21 protein-coding genes are annotated in these 20,575 nt (G+C 66.5%); 12 read left to right on the forward strand and 9 right to left on the reverse strand.

The genetic code is table 11. The features are described 5' to 3' along the window. Nucleotides 1-77: 77 nt before the first annotated feature. From edd to QTI66_RS07145, 3 genes are read left to right on the forward strand one after another with little or no spacing between them, the layout of a single operon-like run. Nucleotides 78-1,916 (forward strand): phosphogluconate dehydratase, encoded by a 1,839-nt coding sequence (edd, locus tag QTI66_RS07135; protein ID WP_286558472.1) that lies wholly within the window; start codon nucleotides 78-80, stop codon nucleotides 1,914-1,916. After that, nucleotides 1,907-2,554 (forward strand): bifunctional 4-hydroxy-2-oxoglutarate aldolase/2-dehydro-3-deoxy-phosphogluconate aldolase, encoded by a 648-nt coding sequence (gene eda, locus QTI66_RS07140; RefSeq protein WP_286558473.1) that lies wholly within the window; start codon nucleotides 1,907-1,909, stop codon nucleotides 2,552-2,554. Before edd ends, eda begins: the two co-directional genes overlap by 10 nt. Then, complete coding sequence (locus QTI66_RS07145; RefSeq protein WP_286558474.1) at nucleotides 2,551-3,294, forward strand: haloacid dehalogenase type II; 744 nt, start codon at nucleotides 2,551-2,553, stop codon at nucleotides 3,292-3,294. Before eda ends, QTI66_RS07145 begins: the two co-directional genes overlap by 4 nt. 243 nt (nucleotides 3,295-3,537) lie before the next feature. On the opposite strand, the gene gloA is transcribed toward QTI66_RS07145, so the two are convergent. The 5 genes from gloA to QTI66_RS07170 form a co-directional block, all read right to left on the reverse strand. Continuing rightward, nucleotides 3,538-3,948 (reverse strand): lactoylglutathione lyase, encoded by a 411-nt coding sequence (gloA, locus tag QTI66_RS07150; protein ID WP_286558475.1) that lies wholly within the window; start codon nucleotides 3,946-3,948, stop codon nucleotides 3,538-3,540. A 58-nt stretch (nucleotides 3,949-4,006) separates the two neighbouring features. Then, nucleotides 4,007-4,696, reverse strand: a complete 690-nt coding sequence (locus QTI66_RS07155) for an ABC transporter ATP-binding protein (RefSeq protein WP_286558476.1) — start codon at nucleotides 4,694-4,696, stop codon at nucleotides 4,007-4,009. 37 nt (nucleotides 4,697-4,733) lie between these two features. After that, nucleotides 4,734-6,338, reverse strand: coding sequence for an ABC transporter permease (locus QTI66_RS07160; protein WP_444814959.1), 1,605 nt, complete (start codon nucleotides 6,336-6,338; stop codon nucleotides 4,734-4,736). A gap of 82 nt (nucleotides 6,339-6,420) precedes the next feature. Further along, nucleotides 6,421-7,473 (reverse strand): Fe(3+) ABC transporter substrate-binding protein, encoded by a 1,053-nt coding sequence (locus QTI66_RS07165; RefSeq protein WP_286558478.1) that lies wholly within the window; start codon nucleotides 7,471-7,473, stop codon nucleotides 6,421-6,423. A gap of 197 nt (nucleotides 7,474-7,670) precedes the next feature. Next, a complete protein-coding gene (locus QTI66_RS07170; RefSeq protein ID WP_286558479.1) occupies nucleotides 7,671-8,216 on the reverse strand; it encodes a PaaI family thioesterase in 546 nt (181 codons plus the stop codon). A gap of 53 nt (nucleotides 8,217-8,269) precedes the next feature. Between QTI66_RS07170 and QTI66_RS07175 the strand changes: the two genes are divergently transcribed. The 4 genes from QTI66_RS07175 to QTI66_RS07190 are packed head-to-tail and all read left to right on the forward strand — an operon-like array spanning nucleotide 8,270 to nucleotide 12,142. Continuing rightward, nucleotides 8,270-8,737: a MarR family winged helix-turn-helix transcriptional regulator gene (locus tag QTI66_RS07175; RefSeq protein ID WP_286558480.1), complete on the forward strand. Its 468-nt coding sequence runs from the start codon at nucleotides 8,270-8,272 to the stop codon at nucleotides 8,735-8,737. Beyond that, nucleotides 8,730-9,995, forward strand: coding sequence for an MFS transporter (locus tag QTI66_RS07180; RefSeq protein ID WP_286558481.1), 1,266 nt, complete (start codon nucleotides 8,730-8,732; stop codon nucleotides 9,993-9,995). Before QTI66_RS07175 ends, QTI66_RS07180 begins: the two co-directional genes overlap by 8 nt. 7 nt (nucleotides 9,996-10,002) lie before the next feature. Next, nucleotides 10,003-11,406, forward strand: coding sequence for an MATE family efflux transporter (locus QTI66_RS07185; protein WP_286558483.1), 1,404 nt, complete (start codon nucleotides 10,003-10,005; stop codon nucleotides 11,404-11,406). A 34-nt stretch (nucleotides 11,407-11,440) separates the two neighbouring features. Next, on the forward strand, nucleotides 11,441-12,142 hold the full coding sequence (locus QTI66_RS07190) for an SDR family oxidoreductase (RefSeq protein ID WP_286558485.1): 702 nt from the start codon (nucleotides 11,441-11,443) through the stop codon (nucleotides 12,140-12,142). A 150-nt stretch (nucleotides 12,143-12,292) separates the two neighbouring features. On the opposite strand, the gene QTI66_RS07195 is transcribed toward QTI66_RS07190, so the two are convergent. Genes QTI66_RS07195 through QTI66_RS07210 form a run of 4 tightly spaced genes read right to left on the reverse strand, consistent with a single transcriptional unit; the run spans nucleotide 12,293 to nucleotide 14,969 of the window. Then, nucleotides 12,293-13,024, reverse strand: a complete 732-nt coding sequence (locus QTI66_RS07195; protein ID WP_286558486.1) for an aldolase — start codon at nucleotides 13,022-13,024, stop codon at nucleotides 12,293-12,295. A 23-nt stretch (nucleotides 13,025-13,047) separates the two neighbouring features. Further along, a complete protein-coding gene (locus QTI66_RS07200) occupies nucleotides 13,048-13,689 on the reverse strand; it encodes a 2-dehydro-3-deoxy-6-phosphogalactonate aldolase (RefSeq protein ID WP_286558488.1) in 642 nt (213 codons plus the stop codon). 9 nt (nucleotides 13,690-13,698) lie between these two features. Beyond that, entirely contained in the window at nucleotides 13,699-14,577 is an 879-nt protein-coding gene (locus tag QTI66_RS07205) for a 2-dehydro-3-deoxygalactonokinase (RefSeq protein ID WP_286558489.1), read from the reverse strand. Further along, the gene (locus tag QTI66_RS07210) at nucleotides 14,574-14,969 is read right to left on the reverse strand and encodes a RidA family protein (RefSeq protein ID WP_286558491.1); all 396 of its coding nucleotides are present in this window, start codon (nucleotides 14,967-14,969) and stop codon (nucleotides 14,574-14,576) included. The genes QTI66_RS07205 and QTI66_RS07210 overlap by 4 nt, the downstream gene beginning before the upstream one ends. Nucleotides 14,970-15,084: 115 nt before the next feature. Here QTI66_RS07210 and QTI66_RS07215 point away from each other — a divergent pair, with 115 nt between their 5' ends. From QTI66_RS07215 to QTI66_RS07235, 5 genes are read left to right on the forward strand one after another with little or no spacing between them, the layout of a single operon-like run. After that, complete coding sequence (locus QTI66_RS07215; RefSeq protein ID WP_286558493.1) at nucleotides 15,085-16,695, forward strand: ABC transporter substrate-binding protein; 1,611 nt, start codon at nucleotides 15,085-15,087, stop codon at nucleotides 16,693-16,695. A 30-nt stretch (nucleotides 16,696-16,725) separates the two neighbouring features. Continuing rightward, nucleotides 16,726-17,676 (forward strand): ABC transporter permease, encoded by a 951-nt coding sequence (locus QTI66_RS07220; RefSeq protein ID WP_286558494.1) that lies wholly within the window; start codon nucleotides 16,726-16,728, stop codon nucleotides 17,674-17,676. After that, nucleotides 17,673-18,533: an ABC transporter permease gene (locus QTI66_RS07225; RefSeq protein WP_286558496.1), complete on the forward strand. Its 861-nt coding sequence runs from the start codon at nucleotides 17,673-17,675 to the stop codon at nucleotides 18,531-18,533. The genes QTI66_RS07220 and QTI66_RS07225 overlap by 4 nt, the downstream gene beginning before the upstream one ends. Then, the gene (locus tag QTI66_RS07230) at nucleotides 18,530-19,567 is read left to right on the forward strand and encodes an ABC transporter ATP-binding protein (protein WP_286558498.1); all 1,038 of its coding nucleotides are present in this window, start codon (nucleotides 18,530-18,532) and stop codon (nucleotides 19,565-19,567) included. Before QTI66_RS07225 ends, QTI66_RS07230 begins: the two co-directional genes overlap by 4 nt. Next, entirely contained in the window at nucleotides 19,564-20,553 is a 990-nt protein-coding gene (locus QTI66_RS07235; RefSeq protein WP_286558500.1) for an ABC transporter ATP-binding protein, read from the forward strand. The genes QTI66_RS07230 and QTI66_RS07235 overlap by 4 nt, the downstream gene beginning before the upstream one ends. Nucleotides 20,554-20,575 lie beyond the last annotated feature (22 nt).

Here is a 20,575-nt window from a genome sequence, read left to right on the forward strand (position 1 = left end):
GGCTTTTTCATTTCATGTTGGTACGATGATCACTTGCCCGCCGCGCCGCGGCAGCACCGGCAGAGTGATGGATCCCCATGACAACACACCCCACCGTTCGCGACGTCACCGATCGCATCCGTGAGCGCAGCCGCGGCTCGCGGGAGGCCTACCTGAAACGGCTGCGGGAAACGCGCGAACGGGACCGGGGCTCCGACCGCATGGGCTGCGCCAACGTGGCGCACGCGGTGGCCGGCGTGCCCGCCAACGACAAGCTCAAGATCGTGGCAGAGCGCGCCCCGAATCTGGGCATCGTCACCGCCTACAACGACATGCTGTCCGCGCACGCCCCGTACCAAGGCTATCCGGACATCATCAAGAACGAAGCGCGCCGCTTTGGTGCGACGGCGCAGGTCGCGGGCGGCGTGCCCGCCATGTGCGACGGCGTCACGCAAGGCACGCCCGGCATGGAACTGAGCCTGTTCAGCCGCGACGTGATTGCGATGAGCACGGCCGTGGCGCTCACGCACGACATGTTCGATGCGGCGCTGCTGCTGGGCGTGTGCGACAAGATCGTGCCGGGCCTGCTCATCGGCGCCTTGCATTTCGGCCACTTGCCCACGGTCTTCGTGCCGGCGGGGCCCATGCCTTCGGGCATGTCCAACAGCGCCAAGTCCAAGGTGCGCGAGCAGGCCGCCCAAGGTTTGGTGGGCCGGCAGGGGCTGATGGAAGCGGAAATGGCGGCCTATCACTCGCAAGGCACCTGCACGTTCTACGGCACGGCCAACAGCAACCAGATGCTTTTGGAGGCCATGGGGCTGCATGTGCCGGGAACGGCCTTCATCCAGCCGGGCGATTCGATGCGCGAGGCGCTCACGCGCGAAGCCGTGCGCACGGTGCTTGGGCGTGCGAGTGAAGATTTCTTTGCCTGTCCGCCGATCGGAGAGATGGTGGACGAGCGTGCGATCGTCAACGCCATGGCGGCGTTGCTTGCAACGGGCGGCTCGACCAATCACTTGATCCACTGGGTGGCCGTCGCGCGTTCAGCCGGCATCGTGATCGACTGGAACGACTTCGCGCAGTTGTCCGAAATCGTGCCCTTGCTCACGCGCGTGTATCCCAACGGCACGGCCGACGTGAACGAGTTCCAGAGCGCCGGCGGACCGGGCTTTGTCATTGGCGAACTGGTGGGCGCAGGCTTGATGCACGGTGACGTGGCCACCGTGCGTGCTGGCGGCATTGCCGAGTTCGCCAACATCCCGGTGCTCAAGGGCGACGCGTCGGCTGTCGATGCGCTTGGGTGGCAGCCTGCGGCGCCGTCGAAGAATCTGGAAGTTGCGCGGCCGGCGTCGAATCCTTTCAGCGCCACGGGTGGACTCAAGCTGCTCACCGGCAACATCGGGCGCGCGGTGATCAAGGTGTCGTCCGTGCCGGACGACCGCCACGTCATCGAGGCGCCTGCGCGCGTGTTCGATTCGCAAGCGGCGCTCCAGAAGGCGTTCACCGCGGGAGAACTGGAGCGCGACGTGGTGTGCGTGGTGCGCTGGCAAGGCCCTCAGGCCAACGGCATGCCCGAACTGCACAAGCTCACGCCGCCGCTCTCGGTGTTGCAGGGCAAGGGCTTTCGGGTGGGGCTGGTGACCGATGGCCGCATGAGCGGTGCGTCCGGCAAGGTGCCTGCGGCCATCCACGTTTCGCCCGAGGGCGCGGCGGGTGGGCCGATCGCCAAAGTGCGCGACGGCGACCTCATCCGGCTCGACGCGGTGGCCGGCACGTTGCAGGTCCTGGTGCCGGACGACGAATGGGCGGCGCGCGAAACTGCGAAGATGCCCGAAGAACAGCGCATTGCCGACGGGCATGGCCTGGGCCGCGAACTGTTCGCCGGCATGCGCCGCAACGCATTGACAGCAGAAGAAGGAGCCTGTTCATGGCTGTAAACACAACGAGACTCACCTCGCTCGACGTGATGCGCGACGCGCCGGTCATTCCGGTCATCGTGCTCAACGACGTGGCGCATGCCGTGCCGCTGGCACGTGCGCTGGTCGCCGGCGGCATCCGCATGCTGGAGGTCACCCTGCGCACGCCGCAGGCCTTGCAATGCATCGAAGCCATCGCGAAGGAAGTGCCGGATGCGGTGGCCGGCGCCGGCACGATCCGCAGCGCTGCCGACGCCCAGGCGTCGGCGCTCGCGGGCGCGAAGTTCGGCGTGAGCCCGGGCTACACGCGCGCCGTGGGCAAGGCTTGCCACGACCTCGGCTTGCCGCTGCTGCCGGGCGTGGCCACGGGCAGCGAGATCATGCAGGCGCAGGAAGACGGCTACACCGAACTGAAGTTCTTTCCGGCGATGCAGGCCGGCGGCTTGCCGATGCTCAAGGCGTGGCAAGGGCCCTTCGGTGACGTGACCTTCTGTCCGACGGGCGGCATCAACGCGGTGAACGCGCATGAATTTCTTGCGCTGTCGAACGTGGCCTGCGTGGGCGGATCGTGGATCGTGCCGACCGATGCCATCGAGGCGGGCGACTGGTCCAAGATCGAACATCTGGCACGCGCGGCGAGCCAGCTTCAACGACGATGAGTGGCTTCATCATGGCGCAGCAGCAGTTTGACGCGGGCGACCTGAAGGTTCTCGCTTTCGATATCTTTGGCACGGTGGTCGACTGGCACGGTGGCATCTCTGCGGAGGTGGCGCAACTGTTGCCTGACGTGGACGCCAACGCGTTCGCGCTCGCGTGGAGAGCCGGCTATCAACCGGCGATGCGCGGCGTGATGGAGCGCATTGCGGCAGGCGAGGGCGGCTTCACGCTGATCGACGAGCTGCACTTGCACATCCTTGACGAGGTGCTGCGCGATTTCGGCGTCGAGAATTTCGACCGGGAACGTCGGCGTGTGCTCAACCTCGCGTGGCATCGCTTGCCGGCGTGGCCGGATTCGGTCGAGGGACTGACTCGGCTGAAGAAGAAGTTCACCGTCTGCACGCTGTCCAACGGCAACATCGGCTTGCTGACGGAGATGGCCAAGCGCGCGGGCTTGCCGTGGGATTGCATCCTGTCGGCGGAGGTCTTCAAGGCCTACAAGCCGGATCCGCGGACCTATCTTGGCGTGGCCGCGGTGTTTGACGCCACGCCCCTGCAGGTGATGCTGGTGGCGGCGCATCACGATGACCTGGCGGCCGCGCGGGGGTGCGGCTTGCGTGCGGCGTACATCGAGCGGCCGCTCGAATACGGCGCGGGGCGCGTCAAGGACGTGTCGCCGGTGGCGGACAACACGCTGCATGCGCGGGATCTTTGTGCGTTGGCGGATCAGTTGGGGTGCTGATTTTATTTGCTTGATTCGTGATCGCTTTTGGGGTCGTTTGGCATGTGCTCGCTGCCGGGCTCCGGGATGGCGCCAACGGTGTGGGCGTTTCCATCCGAACCTGCGCGTTGGTCCGTCGGTGCGCAAGAGTTAGCGGCGCGCGCATTCTTTGCTGGGGCACAACCGTCGAAACGTCCTGTTCACCCCGCCCGTGTGCGGCGGACAGTTCACCCCCGCGACGCCGCCCCTACCCCAAGAACACCCTCAGCGAAGCCCAGCCCCCACCGCATGCTCCGCGCGCTGGATCAACTCGATCTTGTAGCCATCCGGATCGGTGACAAACGCAATGACCGTCGTGCCACCCTTGACCGGCCCGGCCTCACGCGTCACGTTGCCTCCCGCCGCCTTGATTTTTTCGCAGGCTTCGTAGGCATCCGGCACGGCCAGCGCGATGTGACCATAGGCCGTTCCGTGGTCGTAGCTTTCAGTGCCCCAGTTGTAGGTCAGCTCGATCTCGGCCTGCGCCGGATTGCCTTCGTAGCCGACGAAGGCGAGGCTGTACTTGTATTCGGGGTTTTCAGAGGTGCGCAGCAGTTGCATGCCGAGCACCTGGGTATAGAAGTCGATGGAGCGCTGGAGATTGCCAACGCGCAGCATGGTGTGAAGGAGTCGCATGGCTGTTTATAACTCGGCACCACGCTCGTCGCACGGCCGTTGCCGCGCACTGCGGCGGTCAACTGCGCGCGTTGTTTTCAGTCCAGCGCAGCAACCGGCCGCTGTGCATCACGCCGATGTGATCGCCCATCGCGTGCGCTTCCGCTTCGTTGTGCGTCACGAGCACGGCCGTCTGGCCGGCTGTCTTGAGGATGTCGCGCACCTCCGCCGTCAGGCGTTCGCGCGTGCCCGCGTCGAGGTTTGAAAAGGGCTCGTCGAGCAAGAGCAGGGCGGGCGCTGGCGCCAGTGCCCGCGCCAGTGCGATGCGCTGCTGCTGGCCACCAGACAGTTCATGCGGATAGCGATCGCCAGCATCGCCAAGTCCCACGAGCGCGAGCATCTGCGCCACACGCGCCTGCCGCTGTGCACGGCCGAGGCGCCGCAATCCGAAGGCCACGTTCTGCCCCGCGCTGAGGTGAGGAAACAATGCGTACTCCTGGAACATCATGCCGACGCGGCGTTGTTCCGGGGGCAGGTGCACAGAAGTGGAAGACAGTTCGGCATCGCCCAGCTGGATGGTTCCCGCGCGCACCGGCTCGAATCCGGCGATGGCGCGCAGCACCGTCGTCTTGCCGCAGCCCGAGGGACCGAGCAGGCATCCAATGTTTCCCGCAGCGAGCGACAGCGAGAAATCCTCGACGGCCGTGTGCAGGCCGCGCGCTCCTTCGTAGTCGACACGCACGCTGTCGAGTTGCAAGTGTTCGCTCATTGCCGTTTCCTCGCTCGGCACTGCGTGTCCTCGTTGCTCATGCGCGCAAATCCTCCGGCCCGGTGCCCAGCCGGTTGCGCGCCAACAAGATGACCGGCAGCAGCCCCGCGACGACGATGGCCAACGCGGCGATGGCGCCTTCTTCGTATGTGCCGCGCGAGGCTTCGGCATACAGCCACGTCGCCAGCGTGTCGAAGTTGGCGGGGCGCAGCAGCAAGGTAGCGGGCAGCTCCTTCATGGCGTCGACGAACACCAGCAGCGCGCCGGCCGCAATGGCCGGTTGAAGCAGCGGCAGATGCACGCGGCGCAAGGTCCCGCTCGCGCTTTCTCCGAGCAACCGCGAGGCCTGTTCCAGCGCAGGCGGGATGCGCGCCAAGCCGGCCTCGATGCCGCCGAGCGGCATTGCCAGGAAGCGGATGGCGCAGGCCACCACGAGCACGATGCCCGCGCCCATCAATGGCAGCCCCGCGTGGCCCACCAGCGCGCCGAATGCCGCATCGAAGGCCAAGGCCGGCGTGAGCAAGCCGATGGCCAGCACCGTGCCCGGCACCGCGTAGCCGAGCGTGGACACACGCGCCTGCCAGCGCGCGCCGTTGCGCGCCGATCCGGTGCTGCGCACGGCCCACGCCACGACCAGCCCGGCCGCGACAGTGACCAGCGTCACGCCGGTGGCCAAGCCAAGCGTGTTGCCCAGGCTGCCGATCAGTTCGCGCGAAACGCCCCCACCCAGGCGCAAGCGCTTGAGGGTCTCCCACACGAGGTAAAGCGCCGGCGCCACGAAGCCGATGAGCACGGGCAAGCTGGCGGCGAAGCTTGCCGCCCACGCCGCGGCGCCGCGCAAGCGATGGGCTTTCGCCGCACGCATGCGCTGCGCCGAGCCGAAGCGCTGGTGGCGCCGCCCGTTGCGCTCCAGCAGCACGAGCGCGAGTACGACGATCAGCATGGCGCAGGCGATCTGCGCAGCGCCGGCCAGGTCGGAGCGCGTGATCCACGTCGTGTAGACCGCGACCGTGAGCGTCTGGATGCCGAGGAATTCCGATGCGCCGATGTCGTTGAGCGTTTCCAGCAGCGCCAGGCTCACGCCGACCGCCAGCGCCGGCCGCGCCAGCGGCAGTGCCACGCGAAAGAATGCGCCGCCTCGGCTTTCGCCCAGCGTGCGCGCCGCTTCCATCAGGTGCGCCGGCTGGGTCATGAACATGGCACGCGTGGTGAGATAAACGTAGGGATAGAGCACGAAGCCCAGCACGAAGATGGCGCCCGGCATCGAGCGCAGGTCGGGCAGGCGGAATTCGCGCGGGCTGTCGAAGCCCAGCGCCCAGCGGATCGCGCCCTGCACCGGGCCAATGGGATGCAGCAGATCGAGGTACGCAAAGGCGACGATGTAGGTTGGCATCGCGAGCGGCAACAGCAGCGCCCAGTTGAGCACCCGCCGTCCTGGAAAATCGCAGGCCGTCACCAGCCATGCGCATCCCGTGCCGATCACCAGGACGAGCACGCCGACGCCCGCCAGCAGCACAGCGGTGTTGAGCGCGGCTTGCGGCAGCACGTGCTGCGCCAGATGCGACCAATGCTGCAGGCCGGTGCCCAGCGCCAGCCAGGCAAGGCTGATCACGGGGATCAGCACCCCGAGCGCAATGACCATCGACGCCGTCCGCCAAAGCGGGCCCACGGAATGCAGGCGCGCGGCGCTCATCCCGCGTCAGCGGCGTTGCGGCGCCTCGTCCTCACTGGTCGAATCCGACCTTGTCCACCAGTGCGCTGGCCAGCTTGCGATGTTTGGCGATCTCCGGAAGGGGCAGGGGGTCGACCTTCAGGTCGCCAATGGTGGAGCCGATGACCGAATCAAGCGCCACGCCCTTGCGCACCGGGTACTCGTAGTTGGTCTCGCCGTAGAGTGCCTGCGCCGGTTCCGACACCAGGAACTCGAGCAGCTTGACAGCATTGGCGCGCTGCGGCGCGTTCCTGGCGACCGCGGCGCCGCTGATGTTGACGTGCGTGCCGCCGCTCTTGGCAAAGGTCGGGCGGACGACCTTGATGGCATCGCCCCACTTGCGCGCGTCACTGCCTTCCTTGGAGCCCTTCATCTGGCCCACGTAGTAGGAGTTCGCCAGGCCCACGTCGCAAATGCCGCCCAGGATGTCGCGCGCCACGTCGCGATCGCCACCCGTGGCCTTGCGCGCGAGGTTGGCCTTGACGCCGCGCAACCATTGCTCGGTCTTGGCTTCGCCGTCGTGCGCAATCATCGCGGCGACCAGCGCAGTGTTGTAGGGATGCTGGCCGGCGCGGATGCAGACCTTGCCCTTGTACTTGGGATTGGCGAGGTCTTCGTAGCGGATGCTGGTGAGCGGCAGGGTCTTGTCGGCGTACAGCACGCGCGCACGCAGCGACAGCGAATACCACTGCCCGTCGGCGCCGCGCAAGTTGGCAGGAATGGCCGAATCCAGCGCAGAAGACTTCACGGGCTGGGTCACGCCGCCGTCCACCAGATCCATCAGGTTGCCGATGTCCACGGTCATCAGCACGTCGGCCGGCGAGCGGGCACCTTCGGCCTTCACGCGCTCGAGCAGGCCGTCCTTGACGAACACCGTGTTGACCTTCACGCCGCTTTGCGCGCTGAAAGCCGACAGCAACGGCTGCACCAGCGCGGCCTCGCGCGTCGTGTAGAGCGTGACTTCCCCGGCGGCATGGGCGGGAAGGGCTGCCGTAGCCAACCAGGCGGCGGCGATGCAGGTCAGCGCGCGGCTGGCGCGAGCGGTCACGCGGGGGCGTGCGGTCATGAGGCGTCTCCAGATCGAATTGATGAAGGCATAGGCGTTCTGTGCGAACGCATATACGAATCATTATCACTGGTGGATTCGCCCTTCCGACGCATTGAGCCTATGGGAAATAGGCCTTAGCGGGCAGCACTGAACCCGGCCCATGTACGCGTCTCACGCGTGCCATCAGAGGGCCTTGTTCAACGTTGCCGGCAGACTCAACCAGGACGAACCATCTCGAACACGAGGCAGGTCGTGGTGGCATGCGCGTACAGCGTGCCATCGGGACCGTAGAGCCGCGCCTCGGCCGTGGCCAGCTGGCGGCCGCAGTGGATCACCTTGCCTTCGGCGCGCACGCGTTGCACCTTGGGCGTGAGGGCCTTGACCAGGTTCACGCCGAGTTCAGCCGTGGTGTAGCCGCGGCCGGGCGGCATCATGGTGTGCACCGCGCAGCCCAGTGCCGAATCGAGCAGGGTGGCGAACCAGCCGCCGTGGATCGTGCCCATCGGGTTGAGATGCTCATGCGACGGAATGCCCTGGAACATCGCGCGGCCGGGGCCGACTTCCAGCAACTGGAAATCCAGCGTCTTGGCGATGGGCGGGTAGGGGAGCTCGCCGCGCAACATGGCTTCCATCATTTCCAGGCCGGTCTTGCCGGCGATCTGGTCGGGCCGCGCCACGCCTGCGCCGGGGCCCGCTTCGAGCCGTGCCACGACCTCGCGTTCCTGGGCGAGCCACGACTCGAGCGGATTGTTCTGCGTCATCAATTTTCTCCAGTGGGTTGCATATACAACAGTTGTAGGTACAATAATACCTCATGAGCACCACTGTCAAGCCACAAGGCTGTACCAATTTCAAACTTCGTCGCTTGATGCGGCAGGTGGCGCGCCACTACGACGCCGAGGTTGCGCACAGCGGCCTCAAGACGACGCAGTACTCGCTGCTGACGCATGTCTTGCACTTGGGCCCCATCCGCCCGGTCGACCTCGCGAAGGCGATGAGCATCGAGGCCTCCACGCTCACGCGCAACCTCAAGCCCATGGTCGATGCAGGCTGGCTCACGCTGGGCGAGGGCGCGGATGCGCGCAGCCGCCTGGTCGCCATCACCGATGCCGGACGGCAAAAGCGCTCGCAGGCGCAACTCGACTGGCGCAGGGCGCAGGAAAAGCTCAACGAAACTCTGGGCCTGGAGCGTGTGGTGGCGCTGCACGCACTGCTGGATGAAAGCCTTGCACTCCTGCAAGGCGGCGAAGACGAATCACTTTCTGGAGAAGACGATGAGTGAATCCAACGCGGCCGTGCTGCCGACCCCGCCGCGTCCCGTCGCGCGCTACGCCTTGTGGCTGGTCCTGCTCGCAGCAGGCGGCACCTTCGCGCTCACCATGGGTGTGCGCCAGACGATGGGCCTGTTTCTTTCGTCGCTCAACACATCGACCGGGTTGGGCATCGGCAGCATCAGCCTGGCGTTTGCCTTCGGGCAGTTGTGGTGGGGCCTGACACAACCTTTTGCCGGTGCGGTGGCCGACCGGGTCGGCACGGGGCGGGTGCTCTTCGTCGGCGTGCTGCTGGTGGCGCTGGGGACCATCCTCACGCCGCTGATGACGACGACTGCCGGGCTGATCTTTGCCATCGGTGTATTGGCGGCCGGCGGCGCGGGCATGGCCGGGCCGTCGGTGCTGATGGCCGCGAGCACGCGGCTGGTGCCTCCGGAACGGCGCGGGCTGGCCACGGGCATCGTGAATGCGGGCGGTTCCTTCGGCCAGTTCGCCATGGCACCCATCGCCGTAGCATTGATGGTCAACGTCGGTTGGGCCAGCGCCATGCAGTGGCTGGGCGTGCTGATCCTGCTGGCCTTGCCGGCAGCCTTCGTGCTCAAGGGCAATTCGAAGTTGCTGGCGGCGCAATCCGCGGCCGCCTCCGGCACCAAGCCGTTGACGGCACGCGAAGCCATCGGGCAGGCCTTGGCCAACCCCAGCTACCGCATGCTCTCTCTCGGTTTCTTCGTGTGCGGCTTTCACGTGGCCTTCCTCGCGACGCACTTGCCGGGCGTGGTGGCGGCCTGTGGCTTGCCTCCGGAGATCGGCGCGTGGGCGCTGGGGATGATCGGTTTGTTCAACATCGTCGGCAGCCTCGCGATGGGCTGGGCGGTGGGGCGCTGGCGCATGAAGTCGCTGCTGGCCCTGCTCTATGCGACGCGCGGCATTGCCGTGCTGGTCTTCCTGCTGGCGCCCAAGACGGCGACCGTGATGCTGGTGTTCGCAGCGGTGATGGGCGTGACCTTCCTGTCGACGGTGCCGCCCACGGCGGGGCTGGTCGCCAAGTTCTTCGGGCCGGCCAACATGGCCATGCTGTTCGGCATCGTGATGCTCGCGCACCAGATCGGCGGCTTCTTGGGCGCCTGGCTGGGCGGGCGCATTTTCGAGGCGACGGGCAGCTATGACTGGGTCTGGTACATCGACATCCTGCTCGCAGCCGGTGCGGCGCTGGTGAACCTTCCCATCCGCGAGGCCATGCCCGTTCGTGCGGCCAAGGCTGCTGCCTGAGCGGCGCATGGAGTCCATCGATCCGCGCACGCGCCTCCTGCTGGAGGCGCCCATTGCGCCCACGCTGCTGCGGCTGGCCTTTCCCAATGTGTTGGTGATGGTCGCGCAGGCGGCGGTGGGGCTCATCGAAACCTACTTCGTCGGCAAGCTGGGCGCTGATGCGCTGACGGCGATGGCGCTGGTCTTTCCCATCGTCATGCTGATGCAGATGACTTCGGCCGGCGCCATGGGCGGGGGCATCGCGTCGGCCATTGCGCGCACGCTTGGCGCCCAGCGCCGCGATGATGCGGACGCGCTTGTGTTGCACGCCATCGTCATCGCGCTGGGCTTCGGCTTGGTGTTCACCATCGCGCTGCTGGTGGGCGGGCGCTGGCTCTATGGCGTGATGGGCGGCACGGGCGCCTCGCTGGAGTACGCGCTCGTCTATTCGAACTGGGTGTTCGCCGGTGCGGTGGTGGTGTGGCTCTTCAACTCGCTGGCCGCGGTGATTCGTGGCACCGGCAACATGGCCGTGCCAGCCAACGTGACGGTGGCGGGCGTAGCGCTGCTCATTCCCCTGTCGCCGCTGCTCATCTTTGGCTGGGGACCGATCCCGGGAATGGGCATTGCGGGCGGGGCGGTGGCGCTGCTCGTGTTTTACCTTGGGGGCACGGTGGCGCTGTGGCTCTACCTGCGCTCGCCGCGCAGCCTGCTCAAGCCGCACATTGCAGGCGTGCGCCTTCGCTGGCCGCTGTTCCTGGACATCCTGCGCGTGGGGCTGGTCGGCGCGATCTCGACGGTGGCGACCAACCTGGCAATCGGCATCGCGACGGCGCTTTCCGGTCACTTCGGGCCGGGCGCGATTGCGGGCTACGGCACGGCGGCGCGGCTTGAATATTTGCTGGTGCCGCTGGTCTTCGGTTTCGGCGCACCGCTTCTGGCGATGGTGGGCACCTGCATGGGCGCCGACAAGCGCGAACGTGCCTTGAAGGCAGCGTGGATCGGCGCGGCGATGGCGTTCACGCTGACGGAGGCGATCGGCCTGGCGGCGGCGATCTTTCCGCGCCCATGGCTGATGCTCTTTGGCGCCGATCCGGCGATGCTCGAGGCGGGCACGCAATATTTGCGCGCCGTCGGGCCGCTCTATGGATTCTTTGGCGTGGGCCTCGTCCTGTACTTCGCGTCGCAAGGCGCGGGGCGGTTGTTGTGGCCGGTGCTCGGCAACATCGCGCGGCTCGCGGTGGCCGGCATTGGTGGCTGGCTCGCGCTGCGCTGGGGTGGCGAACTGACGAATGTCTTCGTCGCGCAAGGCGTCGCGCTGGTGGTCTATGGTGTCGTGATTGCATCGGCCATTGCTGGCGGTGCATGGTTTGGGCGTGTCGGCTGGCCACGCACCACGGCCGGGCTGATGCGGCGCATCCAGCCGACCTGACTTTTTTTCCTCTTCTCACACAAAAGGAGATCTCATGAAGATCGAAGGCTCAGTTGTTTTCGTGACCGGTGCCAATCGCGGGCTCGGTTTGGCGTTTGCACGTGCGGCACTGGCGGCTGGTGCCAAGAAGGTCTACGCGGCGGCGCGTGATCCGGCCTCCATCGCCCTGGATGGCGTCGAAAAGATCGCGCTTGATGTCACCAACGCCGCGCAAGTCGAGGCGGCGGCCAAGGCGTGCGGCGACGTGACGCTGCTCATCAACAACGCGGGCATTTCGCGTGGCTCGGGCCTGCTGGCTCAGGGTGCTTTCGATGCGGCCCGCGCCGAGCTGGAGACGAACTTCTTCGGGCCGTGGGCCTTGAGTCGCGCCTTCGCGCCGGTGCTGGCAGCCAACGGCGGTGGGGGCATCGTCAATGTGCTGTCGGTGTTGAGCTGGCTCAGCCTGCCGGGTGCGGCCACGTATTGCGTGTCGAAGTCAGCCGCATGGTCGCTGAGCAACGGCTTGCGCAATGAACTGCGCGGGCAGGGCACCCAGGTGACCAGCGTGCACATCGCCTTCATGGACACGGACATGGCACGCGGCATTCCGGGCAACAAGACGTCGCCGGACGATGTGGCGAAGCAGACCTTTGCGGCAGTGGAGGCGGGGTTGCCGGAAGTGCTGGCGGACGCGACCACGCAGCAGGTCAAGCAGGGCTTGGTGGCCGATCCGCCGGCGTACGCGGCTGCGCGCTGACTGCGTGTCTTGCTCCCTCTCCCCCGGGGGCAGAGGGCTGGTGTGAGGGCAGCGCACGGTAGACAAGCTGCAAGCCATCCATCGCCGACGCCCCTCACCCCAACCCTCTCCCCGGAGGGGCGAGGGAGCAAGAGAGGCCAAGCCGCGGCGTCAGCGCGGCGCGGGAAGAAGCCGGCGCAGCGCCTCGAAAAAGAGGTCTGACTGTTCGCGCTCCCCCTGGATCTGCGCCGCGACATGCGCCGCCAGTTCGGCATTCACCGGCGCCAGCGGACGTCCGGTGGACTGCGCGATCACCTGATGCAGGCAGGCCCGCTCCAGGTAGTACAGATCGTCGTAGGCATGCGCAACGGTGGCGCCAGCAACGATCACGCCGTGGTTGGCGAGAAACGCCACGTCTTTGCCCGCCATTGACTTTGCGATGCGCTCGCCTTCCGCGTCGTCGAGCGCGAGGCCGTTGTATTGCGTGTCGATGGCAATGCGGTTCATGTAGCGCATCGCGTTCTGGCTCAGCGTCGGGTCGAGCGCGCGGTCCCTGGTCAGCGTGAGTGCCGTCGCATAGGGCATGTGGCAATGAAGGACCACGGCATGCCCCGTGATGCGATGCACCGCGCCGTGGATGAAGAGGGCTGTCGGCTCCACCCGATGGCGCCCCGCGAGCACATTGCCGCGCACGTCGATGAGCACGATGTCATCGGGCCCCACCTCGCTCCAGTGCAGGCCGCGCGGGTTGATGAGGTATCGCTCCCCGCCCGGCAGCAACACGCTGAAATGGTTGCAAACGCCTTCCGACAAGCCGTGGTGCGCGGCAGCGCGCAAAGCAAGTGCGAGGTCGTTGCGCAGGGCCCGCACGGAGGGGCTGGCGTAGTCGGATTCAGCGGACATGACTTGGCTCTTCTCGAAGGGCTTCACGCACGCAGGCTGCCGTTGAACGCGGCGACGAACTTCAACGCGTCTTCGCGCACGGCGGCGGCGCTTTTGCCGGGCTTGTACAGCGCCGAGCCAATCCCAAAACCCGTGGCCCCCGCGTCGCGCCATTCGCGCATGTTGTTCGGCGAGATGCCACCCACCGGCATCAGTGGCGTGCCACTGGGCAGCACCGCGAGCATCGCTTTCACCACGGCGGGCGAGGCCAGTTCAGCGGGAAAGAGCTTGAGCCCCGTCGCGCCGGCCGCCAGCGCTGCAAAGGCTTCCGTCGGTGTCATCACGCCGGGCAGGCTCACCAGCCCCTGGCGGACCGATTCGGCGATGACCTCCGTGTTGCAGTTGGGCGAGACGATGAGTTCGCCGCCCGCTGCGTGCACGTCGCGCACCTGCTGCACGTCGAGCACGGTGCCGGCGCCCACCAGCGCTTGCGGAAAGCGCTTGCGCAGCAGGGCAATGCTCGCCAGCGGATCCGGTGAATTGAGGGGCACTTCGAGCAGGCGAAAGCCCGCTTCGACAATCGCGTCCCCGACATCGGCCGCTTCCCCCGGCGTGAGGCCGCGCAGGATGGCAACGAGGGGAAGTGTTCGGGCAGCGTCGTCGAATTTTTGCTGTGGTGTCGTCATGGTGGTCAATCAGGAAGCAAGGGCGTGCAGGCCGGCCCAGGTGGCTTCGGCGCCCAGCGTTTTCGCCTGGGTGCCGATGGCATTCAACGCCAGCAGGTAGCGCTGCGTGAGGGCCGGCGTGCCGATCAGCACCACTTGCCCGGCCGCACGAACGGACTGCGTGCGCAGTTCTTCGCCGATCAGGATGCCCGACAGATAGCTGGCCAACTCCGACGTCGCCATGCGGTTGAACAAGGCCATTGTCCGCGCGCCGAAGGCGTTGTGCAGCAGGCCTTCGCCGTTGTCCGTTTGCGTGACGCCGCGCAGGAAGGCCACCTCGTCCAGCGGCGCTGAGGCATCGAGCGTGCGCGCCAGGATCGAATGCTGGCTCAGCAGCGCATAGAACTCGCCCGTCATGAAAGTGCGGAAGCCGATCACGCGACCGTCCTTCACGCGAGCCCACTTGTTGTGGGTGCCGGGCAGGACGAAGAGGCCGTCCTGCAAGCCGGTGAGCGCCATCGCGCCGAAGATCTGCACTTCCTCGCCACGCATCACGTCCGGCACGCCGCTGTGCTCGTCACTCAGGCCCGGCACGATGGCGATGCGACCCGGTTCAATGTCGATGACCTTGCCGCGCACCTCGTCCAATCCGGCCGGGCAGGCGCAATAGGGCGCCTCGACCCAGCCCTGCTTGCTGCCGGCCATGCCCGAGATGAGGCATTGGGTACCCGCTGGCTTCATCCATTCGCCGAACAGCGACTCGAAGACCGCGGGAAAGCCGCCGGCTTCCACCGTCAGGATGCCGCGCGCATGGCTTTGCTCTTCGAGCACCTGGCCATTCGCATCGATGAGAGCGCCGCGCAGCGAACTGGTGCCCCAGTCGACGGCGACGAATCGGGCAGGACTCACGACGCGCGCGGCTTGTACGCGGTGACGTCGATCTCGACCTTGGCGTCGATCATCAAACGCGACTCGACGGTGGAGCGCGCAGGGCGATGGTCGCCCAGGATTTCCATGTACACGCGGTTGAAGCTGCCGAAGTCGCGCGCATCGTTGAGCCACACGCTCACCTTGGCAATGTCCGACAGGGTGCAGTCCGCGAGCGCCAATGCCTGCTCGACGCGCTTGAAGACCTGGCGCGTTTGCGCCTCGATGCCACCCACGATGACCTGGCCCTGGTCATCGGTGGGCACCTGGCCCGACACGAAGACGAAATCGCCGGCACGGGTGGCCGGCGAGAGGGGGCGCGCTTGACGATCGGAGGCGATCGGCGATTGGCCGAGCATTTCAACTTTGGACATATGTGGTCTCGGTATGTAATGAATTTACAGAAATAATCAGGGTAAACACCTGTTTGACGCGGAAAACTGCAGCAAATACGATCTGAGATGTAATGTTATTACTCATGGAGCCGCGATGCAATCTTCAGTCGACACTGTACCGACATATGGTTTTTTGAAGCCTCTCGCGGCACTTGCGCCGCGCAGGCAACTGCTGGCGGGGGTGCTCGCCGTCTCCGCCGCCGTCACGTTGGGCCTTTCAGCCGGCACCGCGCAGGCCGAGCCGGCGAAGGGCGGCGCCGCCAACCTCGCCATGGTCGGCGAGCCGCAGGGCCTGGACCCGATGACGAGCACGGCCGACCTGGTCGGCACGATCATGCAGCACGTCTACGAGCCGCTCTACACCTTCGACGCCAACTGGAAGGTCGCGCCCATGCTGGCCGAAGGCATGCCCGCGATCTCGAAGGACGGCCTGACCTACACCATCGCGATCCGCAAGGGTGTGAAGCTGCACAACGGCCGCGACCTGAACGCTGACGACGTGGTCGCCTCGCTTCAGCGCTGGATGGAACTGTCGCCGCGCGGCAAGGCCGTCGGCAAGGAAGTCGCGTCGCTCACGGCCAAGGGGCCGCAGAGCGTCGAACTCAAGCTCAAGAACGCCTATGCCCCTCTGCTCGCGCAACTGGCCCTGCCCAGCGGCATGGCGGCCATCATGGCCAAGGAAAGCATTGCGCCGCAGCTCAAGGAATTCATCGGCACGGGCCCCTACAAGTTCAAGGAACGGCGCCCCGACCAGTTCACGGTGCTGACCCGCTTCGACGGCTATTCATCGCGCAAGGAAGCGCCGAGCGGCTACGCGGGCAAGCGCGAGGCCCTGCTCGATGAGCTGCGCTTCGTGCCGGTGCCCAACGCCAATACGCGCGTCGAAGGCGCGTTGTCGGGTCAGTTCCAGTACGCCGACCTGCTGCCGGTGGAATCCGCGGGCCGCGTCGAGAAGGGCGCGCCGGCCGTGGTGCCGATCGTGACGAAGAACTTCGGCTTCCCCTACATCGTCTTCAACACCAAGGAAGGCGTGCTTGCCCAGCAGCCGATGCGCCGCGCCGTGCAGACGGCCGTGGGGCAGGGCGAACTGCTGGCCGCGGGCTTCGGCGACAACCGCTTCTTCGTGGTCGAACCCAACTTCTTCCCCAAGGGCACGCCGTACTACGCGGCCTCCGGCACCGACCTGTACAACACGCGTGACCCGAAGACCGCCAAGGAAGCCGCCGCCAAGGCGGGCTACGACGGCAAGCCCATCCGCATCATGGCGAGCCGCCAGTACGAGTTCCACTACAACATGGCGCTCGTGATGTCCGAGCAGCTCAAGAAGGCCGGCTTCAAGACCGACCTGCAGGTGGTCGACTGGGCCACGTTGGTGCAGCGGCGCAACGACTCCAAGCTGTGGGACGTGTACTTCACGCACTCGGGCCTGTTCCCCGAGCCGATGCTCTCGCCGCCGCAACTCGGTGACGGCGCGCCCGGCTGGTGGGATTCCGATGCCAAGAAGAAGACGCTCACCGCCTTCAACCAGGAAGTCGATCCCGCCAAGCGCGGCCAGCTCTGGGGCCAGGTGCAGCAGGCGGTGTATGACGAAGTGCCCTTCATCGAAGTGGGCAAGTTCAACAGCCTGTCGGCGCGCTCGGCCAAGCTGGAAGGTTTCACGCCTGCGATCTGGCCGTTCTTCTGGAACACCGGGCTGGCGAAGTAAGCCACCGCAAGTACAACTGCAAGCCATTCCATGTTGCGCTTCTTGATCACCCGCCTCGCTGGGGCAGTTGTGGTGCTCGCCATCGTCGCCGTGCTGGTGTTCGCGCTGACGCGTCTTGCGTCGGGCGACCCGGTGGCGCTGCTGCTCGGTGACCAGGCGACCGTCGAGGACATCGCCAAGGCCCGGATCCAGTACGGCCTGGACAAGCCCCTCGTGACGCAGTTCGTGCTCTGGCTCGGAGAGCTGGCGCACGGCAACCTCGGGCAGTCGCTGTTCCTGCAGCGGCCTGTGGCGCAGGCGCTGCTGGAGCGCGCGGAGCCCACCATGTTCCTCGCGCTCTTCGCGGTGGGCATCGCGGCGCTCATCGGCATTCCCGCCGGCATGTCCGCTGCCATCTGGCGCGGCAGCGCGGCCGACCAGGCCGTGAGCGGCGTAGCCATGCTGGGTGCGAGCATTCCGAGCTTCTGGCTCGGGCTGATCCTCATCCAGTTCTTCGCCGTGAAGCTGGGCTGGTTTCCCTCGTCGGGCTATGGCGATCCGGGTGCGACGCTGGCCGAGCGCCTGCATCACCTGCTGCTGCCGGCGCTGGTGCTGGGGCTGCTCAACTCGGCGCTCATCATCCGCTTCACCCGCGCGTCGATGCTCGACATCCTGGGCGAGGACTATGTGCGCACAGCACGCGCCAAGGGCCTGCCCGAGGGCGTGATCATGGTCAAGCACGTGCTGCGCAACGCGCTGGTGCCCATCGTCACCGTGCTGGGCCTCACGCTCGCGCTGATGATCGGCGGCACCGTGGTCACCGAAACGGTGTTCAACCTGCCGGGCGTCGGCAATCTCGTGGTGCGCGCGGTGCTTCGGCGCGACTATCCGGTGATCCAGGGCACGCTGCTGGTGATCGCTGCCATCTACGTCTTCATCAACCTGGGTGTGGACTTCATCTACACGCTGGTCGATCCGCGCATTCGCCTGGAGTCGAAATGAGTTCGCCCGCTTTCTTTCGCGGCCTTGCGCCGGTGCTGCGCCGCCTGTTCGCGCGCAAGATCGTTCTCGCCGCTGCGCTGCTGTTGCTGCTGGTGGTCGGTGTCGCGGTGTTCTATCCCATGCTCTCCGACGCGGACCCGGGCGCCATCGCGATCAGCGAGCGCCTGCATGGACCTTCGGCGACGCATTGGGCCGGCACCGACGAACTGGGCCGTGACGTGATGCTGCGCATCATCCACGGTGCGCGCTATTCGCTGTCGATTGGCGTCGTGACTGCGGCTGGCGCCGTGCTGTGCGGCACCTTGCTGGGCATGCTCGCCGGGTTCTTTCGCCGTCTCGACGCGCCCTTGATGCGCCTGGTCGACGCGATGATGTCATTTCCCGACATCCTGCTGGGCATCGCGCTCGTGTCCATTCTTGGCGTGTCGCTGTGGAACGTGATGCTGGCGCTGGTGATCGTCTACACGCCGCGGGTGGCACGTGTGGTGCGCGCCACGACGCTGGTGCTGCGCGAACTGCTGTTCGTGGATGCGGCGCGGGCTTTGGGTGTGCGCACGCCGCGCATCCTGCTCAAGCACATCCTGCCGAACCTGATGTCGCCGATCCTGGTGCAGGTGACCTTCATCTTTGCGTACGCCATCCTGGCCGAGGCAGGGCTCTCCTTCCTGGGCGTGGGTGTGCCGCCCGATATTCCGACGTGGGGCACCATGATTGCCGGCAGCCTCGAATACGCGGACAAGGCCTTCTGGACGATCTTCTGCCCAGGCCTGGCCATCGTGCTGACGGCACTGTCACTGCAGATGCTGGGCGACGGCGTGCGTGACCTGCTCGATCCCAAACTGAGGAAGGCCGCATGACCGATCAAGCTCTTTCTCCGCGCCTTGAAGTGCGGGGCCTGTCGACATCCTTCGCCACCGAAGCGGGCCGCATCCAGAGCGTGGCCGACGTGTCCTTCTCGATCCGTCCCGGCGAAACACTGGCGCTGGTGGGCGAGTCGGGCTCGGGCAAGTCGGTGACCAGCCTGACGCTGATGGGCCTGCACGCCAAGACCTCGCATGCGCAGGTGCAAGGCGAGGCCTGGTTCGTTCGCCGCGACGGTCAACGCGTCAACCTGCTGGCTATGCCCGAACCAGAAAAGCGCGCATTGCGCGGCAACGAACTCGGCATGATCTTCCAGGAGCCGATGACCAGCCTGAACCCGGTGCTCACCATCGGCGAGCAGATCGCGGAATCGGTTCGACTGCACCTGGGACAAGACCGCAAGTCGGCCATGGCCCACGCGCAGCGCATGCTCGAGCTGGTAGAGATCCCGGCCGCGGCGCAACGCGTTCGCGAATATCCGCACCAGTTGTCCGGCGGCATGCGCCAGCGCGTGATGATCGCGCTGGCCATGGCCTGTAACCCGACGCTGCTCATTGCCGACGAACCGACCACCGCGCTGGACGTGACCATCCAGGCGCAGATCCTGGCGCTCATGGGCCGGCTGCAGAAGGAAACCGGCATGAGCATGCTCTTCGTCACGCACAACCTCGGCGTGGTGGCGCAATACGCCGACGCCGTGGCCGTGATGTATGGGGGGCGCATCGTCGAAGCGGCGCCCGTGCACGATTTGTTCGCGCGGCCCGAGCATCCCTACACGCGCGGTCTGCTGGCCTGCCTGCCCGGCGTGGCGCGCCAGCGAGGCACGGCGCACGTGCCGGGCAAACGGCCGCAACTGGTGGCGATTGCGGGGCAAGTGTCGAGCCCACTCGCGCCGCCACCCGGCTGCGCTTTTGCACCGCGCTGCGGCTTTCGCAGCGACGTCTGCGACACGTCCATGCCGAAGCTCGAAGCGTCGGGTGGCCAGCGCATGGTGCGCTGCATTGGTTTCACCGAGGAGTTGGCGGCATGACGACGAACACGCTGGCAGGCGAGAACCTGCTCAAGATCCGCAACCTGCGCAAGTACTTCGGCAAGGGCAGCCACCCCGTGCGCGCGGTGGACGACGTGAGCTTCACCATCAGGAAGGGCGAAACCCTCGGCCTGGTGGGCGAATCGGGCTCGGGCAAGAGCACCATCGGTCGCCTGTTGACGCGGCTGGTCGATCCCACCGATGGGCAGATGCTGTACCAGGCGCAGGGCTCGAACGCCGCGCCGCAAGACCTTGCCAATCTGTCGCAGGCGCAGTTCCGGCCCTTGCGCTCCAAGGTGCAGATCATTTTCCAGGACCCGTACGCGAGCCTGAACCCGCGCATGCGCATCCGCGAGGTGCTGGCCGAGGCGCTGGACACGCACGGCCTGTGCAAGGGCCCGGCCCGCATGCCGCGCATCCACGAACTGCTCTCGCAGGTCGGCCTGCGTCCCGAACACGCTGAGCGCTTTCCGCACGAGTTCTCGGGCGGCCAGCGTCAGCGCATCGGCATCGCGCGTGCCCTGGCAGTGGAGCCGAAGTTCATCGTGGCCGACGAGCCGCTTTCGGCGCTGGACGTGTCGATCCAGGCACAGGTCGTCAACCTGCTCGGCGAACTGAAGGAAAAGCTGGGCCTCACGCTGCTCTTCATCTCCCACGACCTCGACGTGGTGGAGTATTTGTGCGACCGGGTGGTGGTGCTGTATCTTGGCCGCGTGATGGAAATTGCGCCGACGCATTCGCTCTATGCCAACCCCAAGCATCCTTACACGCGCGCCTTGCTGGCCGCTGCGCCGATTCCCGACCCAGCGCAACGGCGCACCGTGCCGCTTTTGCAGGGCGATCTGCCGAGCCCGGCCAATCCGCCTTCGGGCTGCGTTTTCCGCACCCGCTGCCCGCGCGCCGAAGCGCGTTGCGCCAGCGCCGACATGCAGCTTCGTGAAGTGCAGCCCGGACACTGGCATGCTTGCTGGCGCGATGATCTCTGATCGATCGCGCTCAACCGGATAT

It is taken from the genome of Variovorax brevis, from assembly GCF_030317105.1.
Lineage (GTDB): Bacteria > Pseudomonadota > Gammaproteobacteria > Burkholderiales > Burkholderiaceae_C > Variovorax > Variovorax brevis.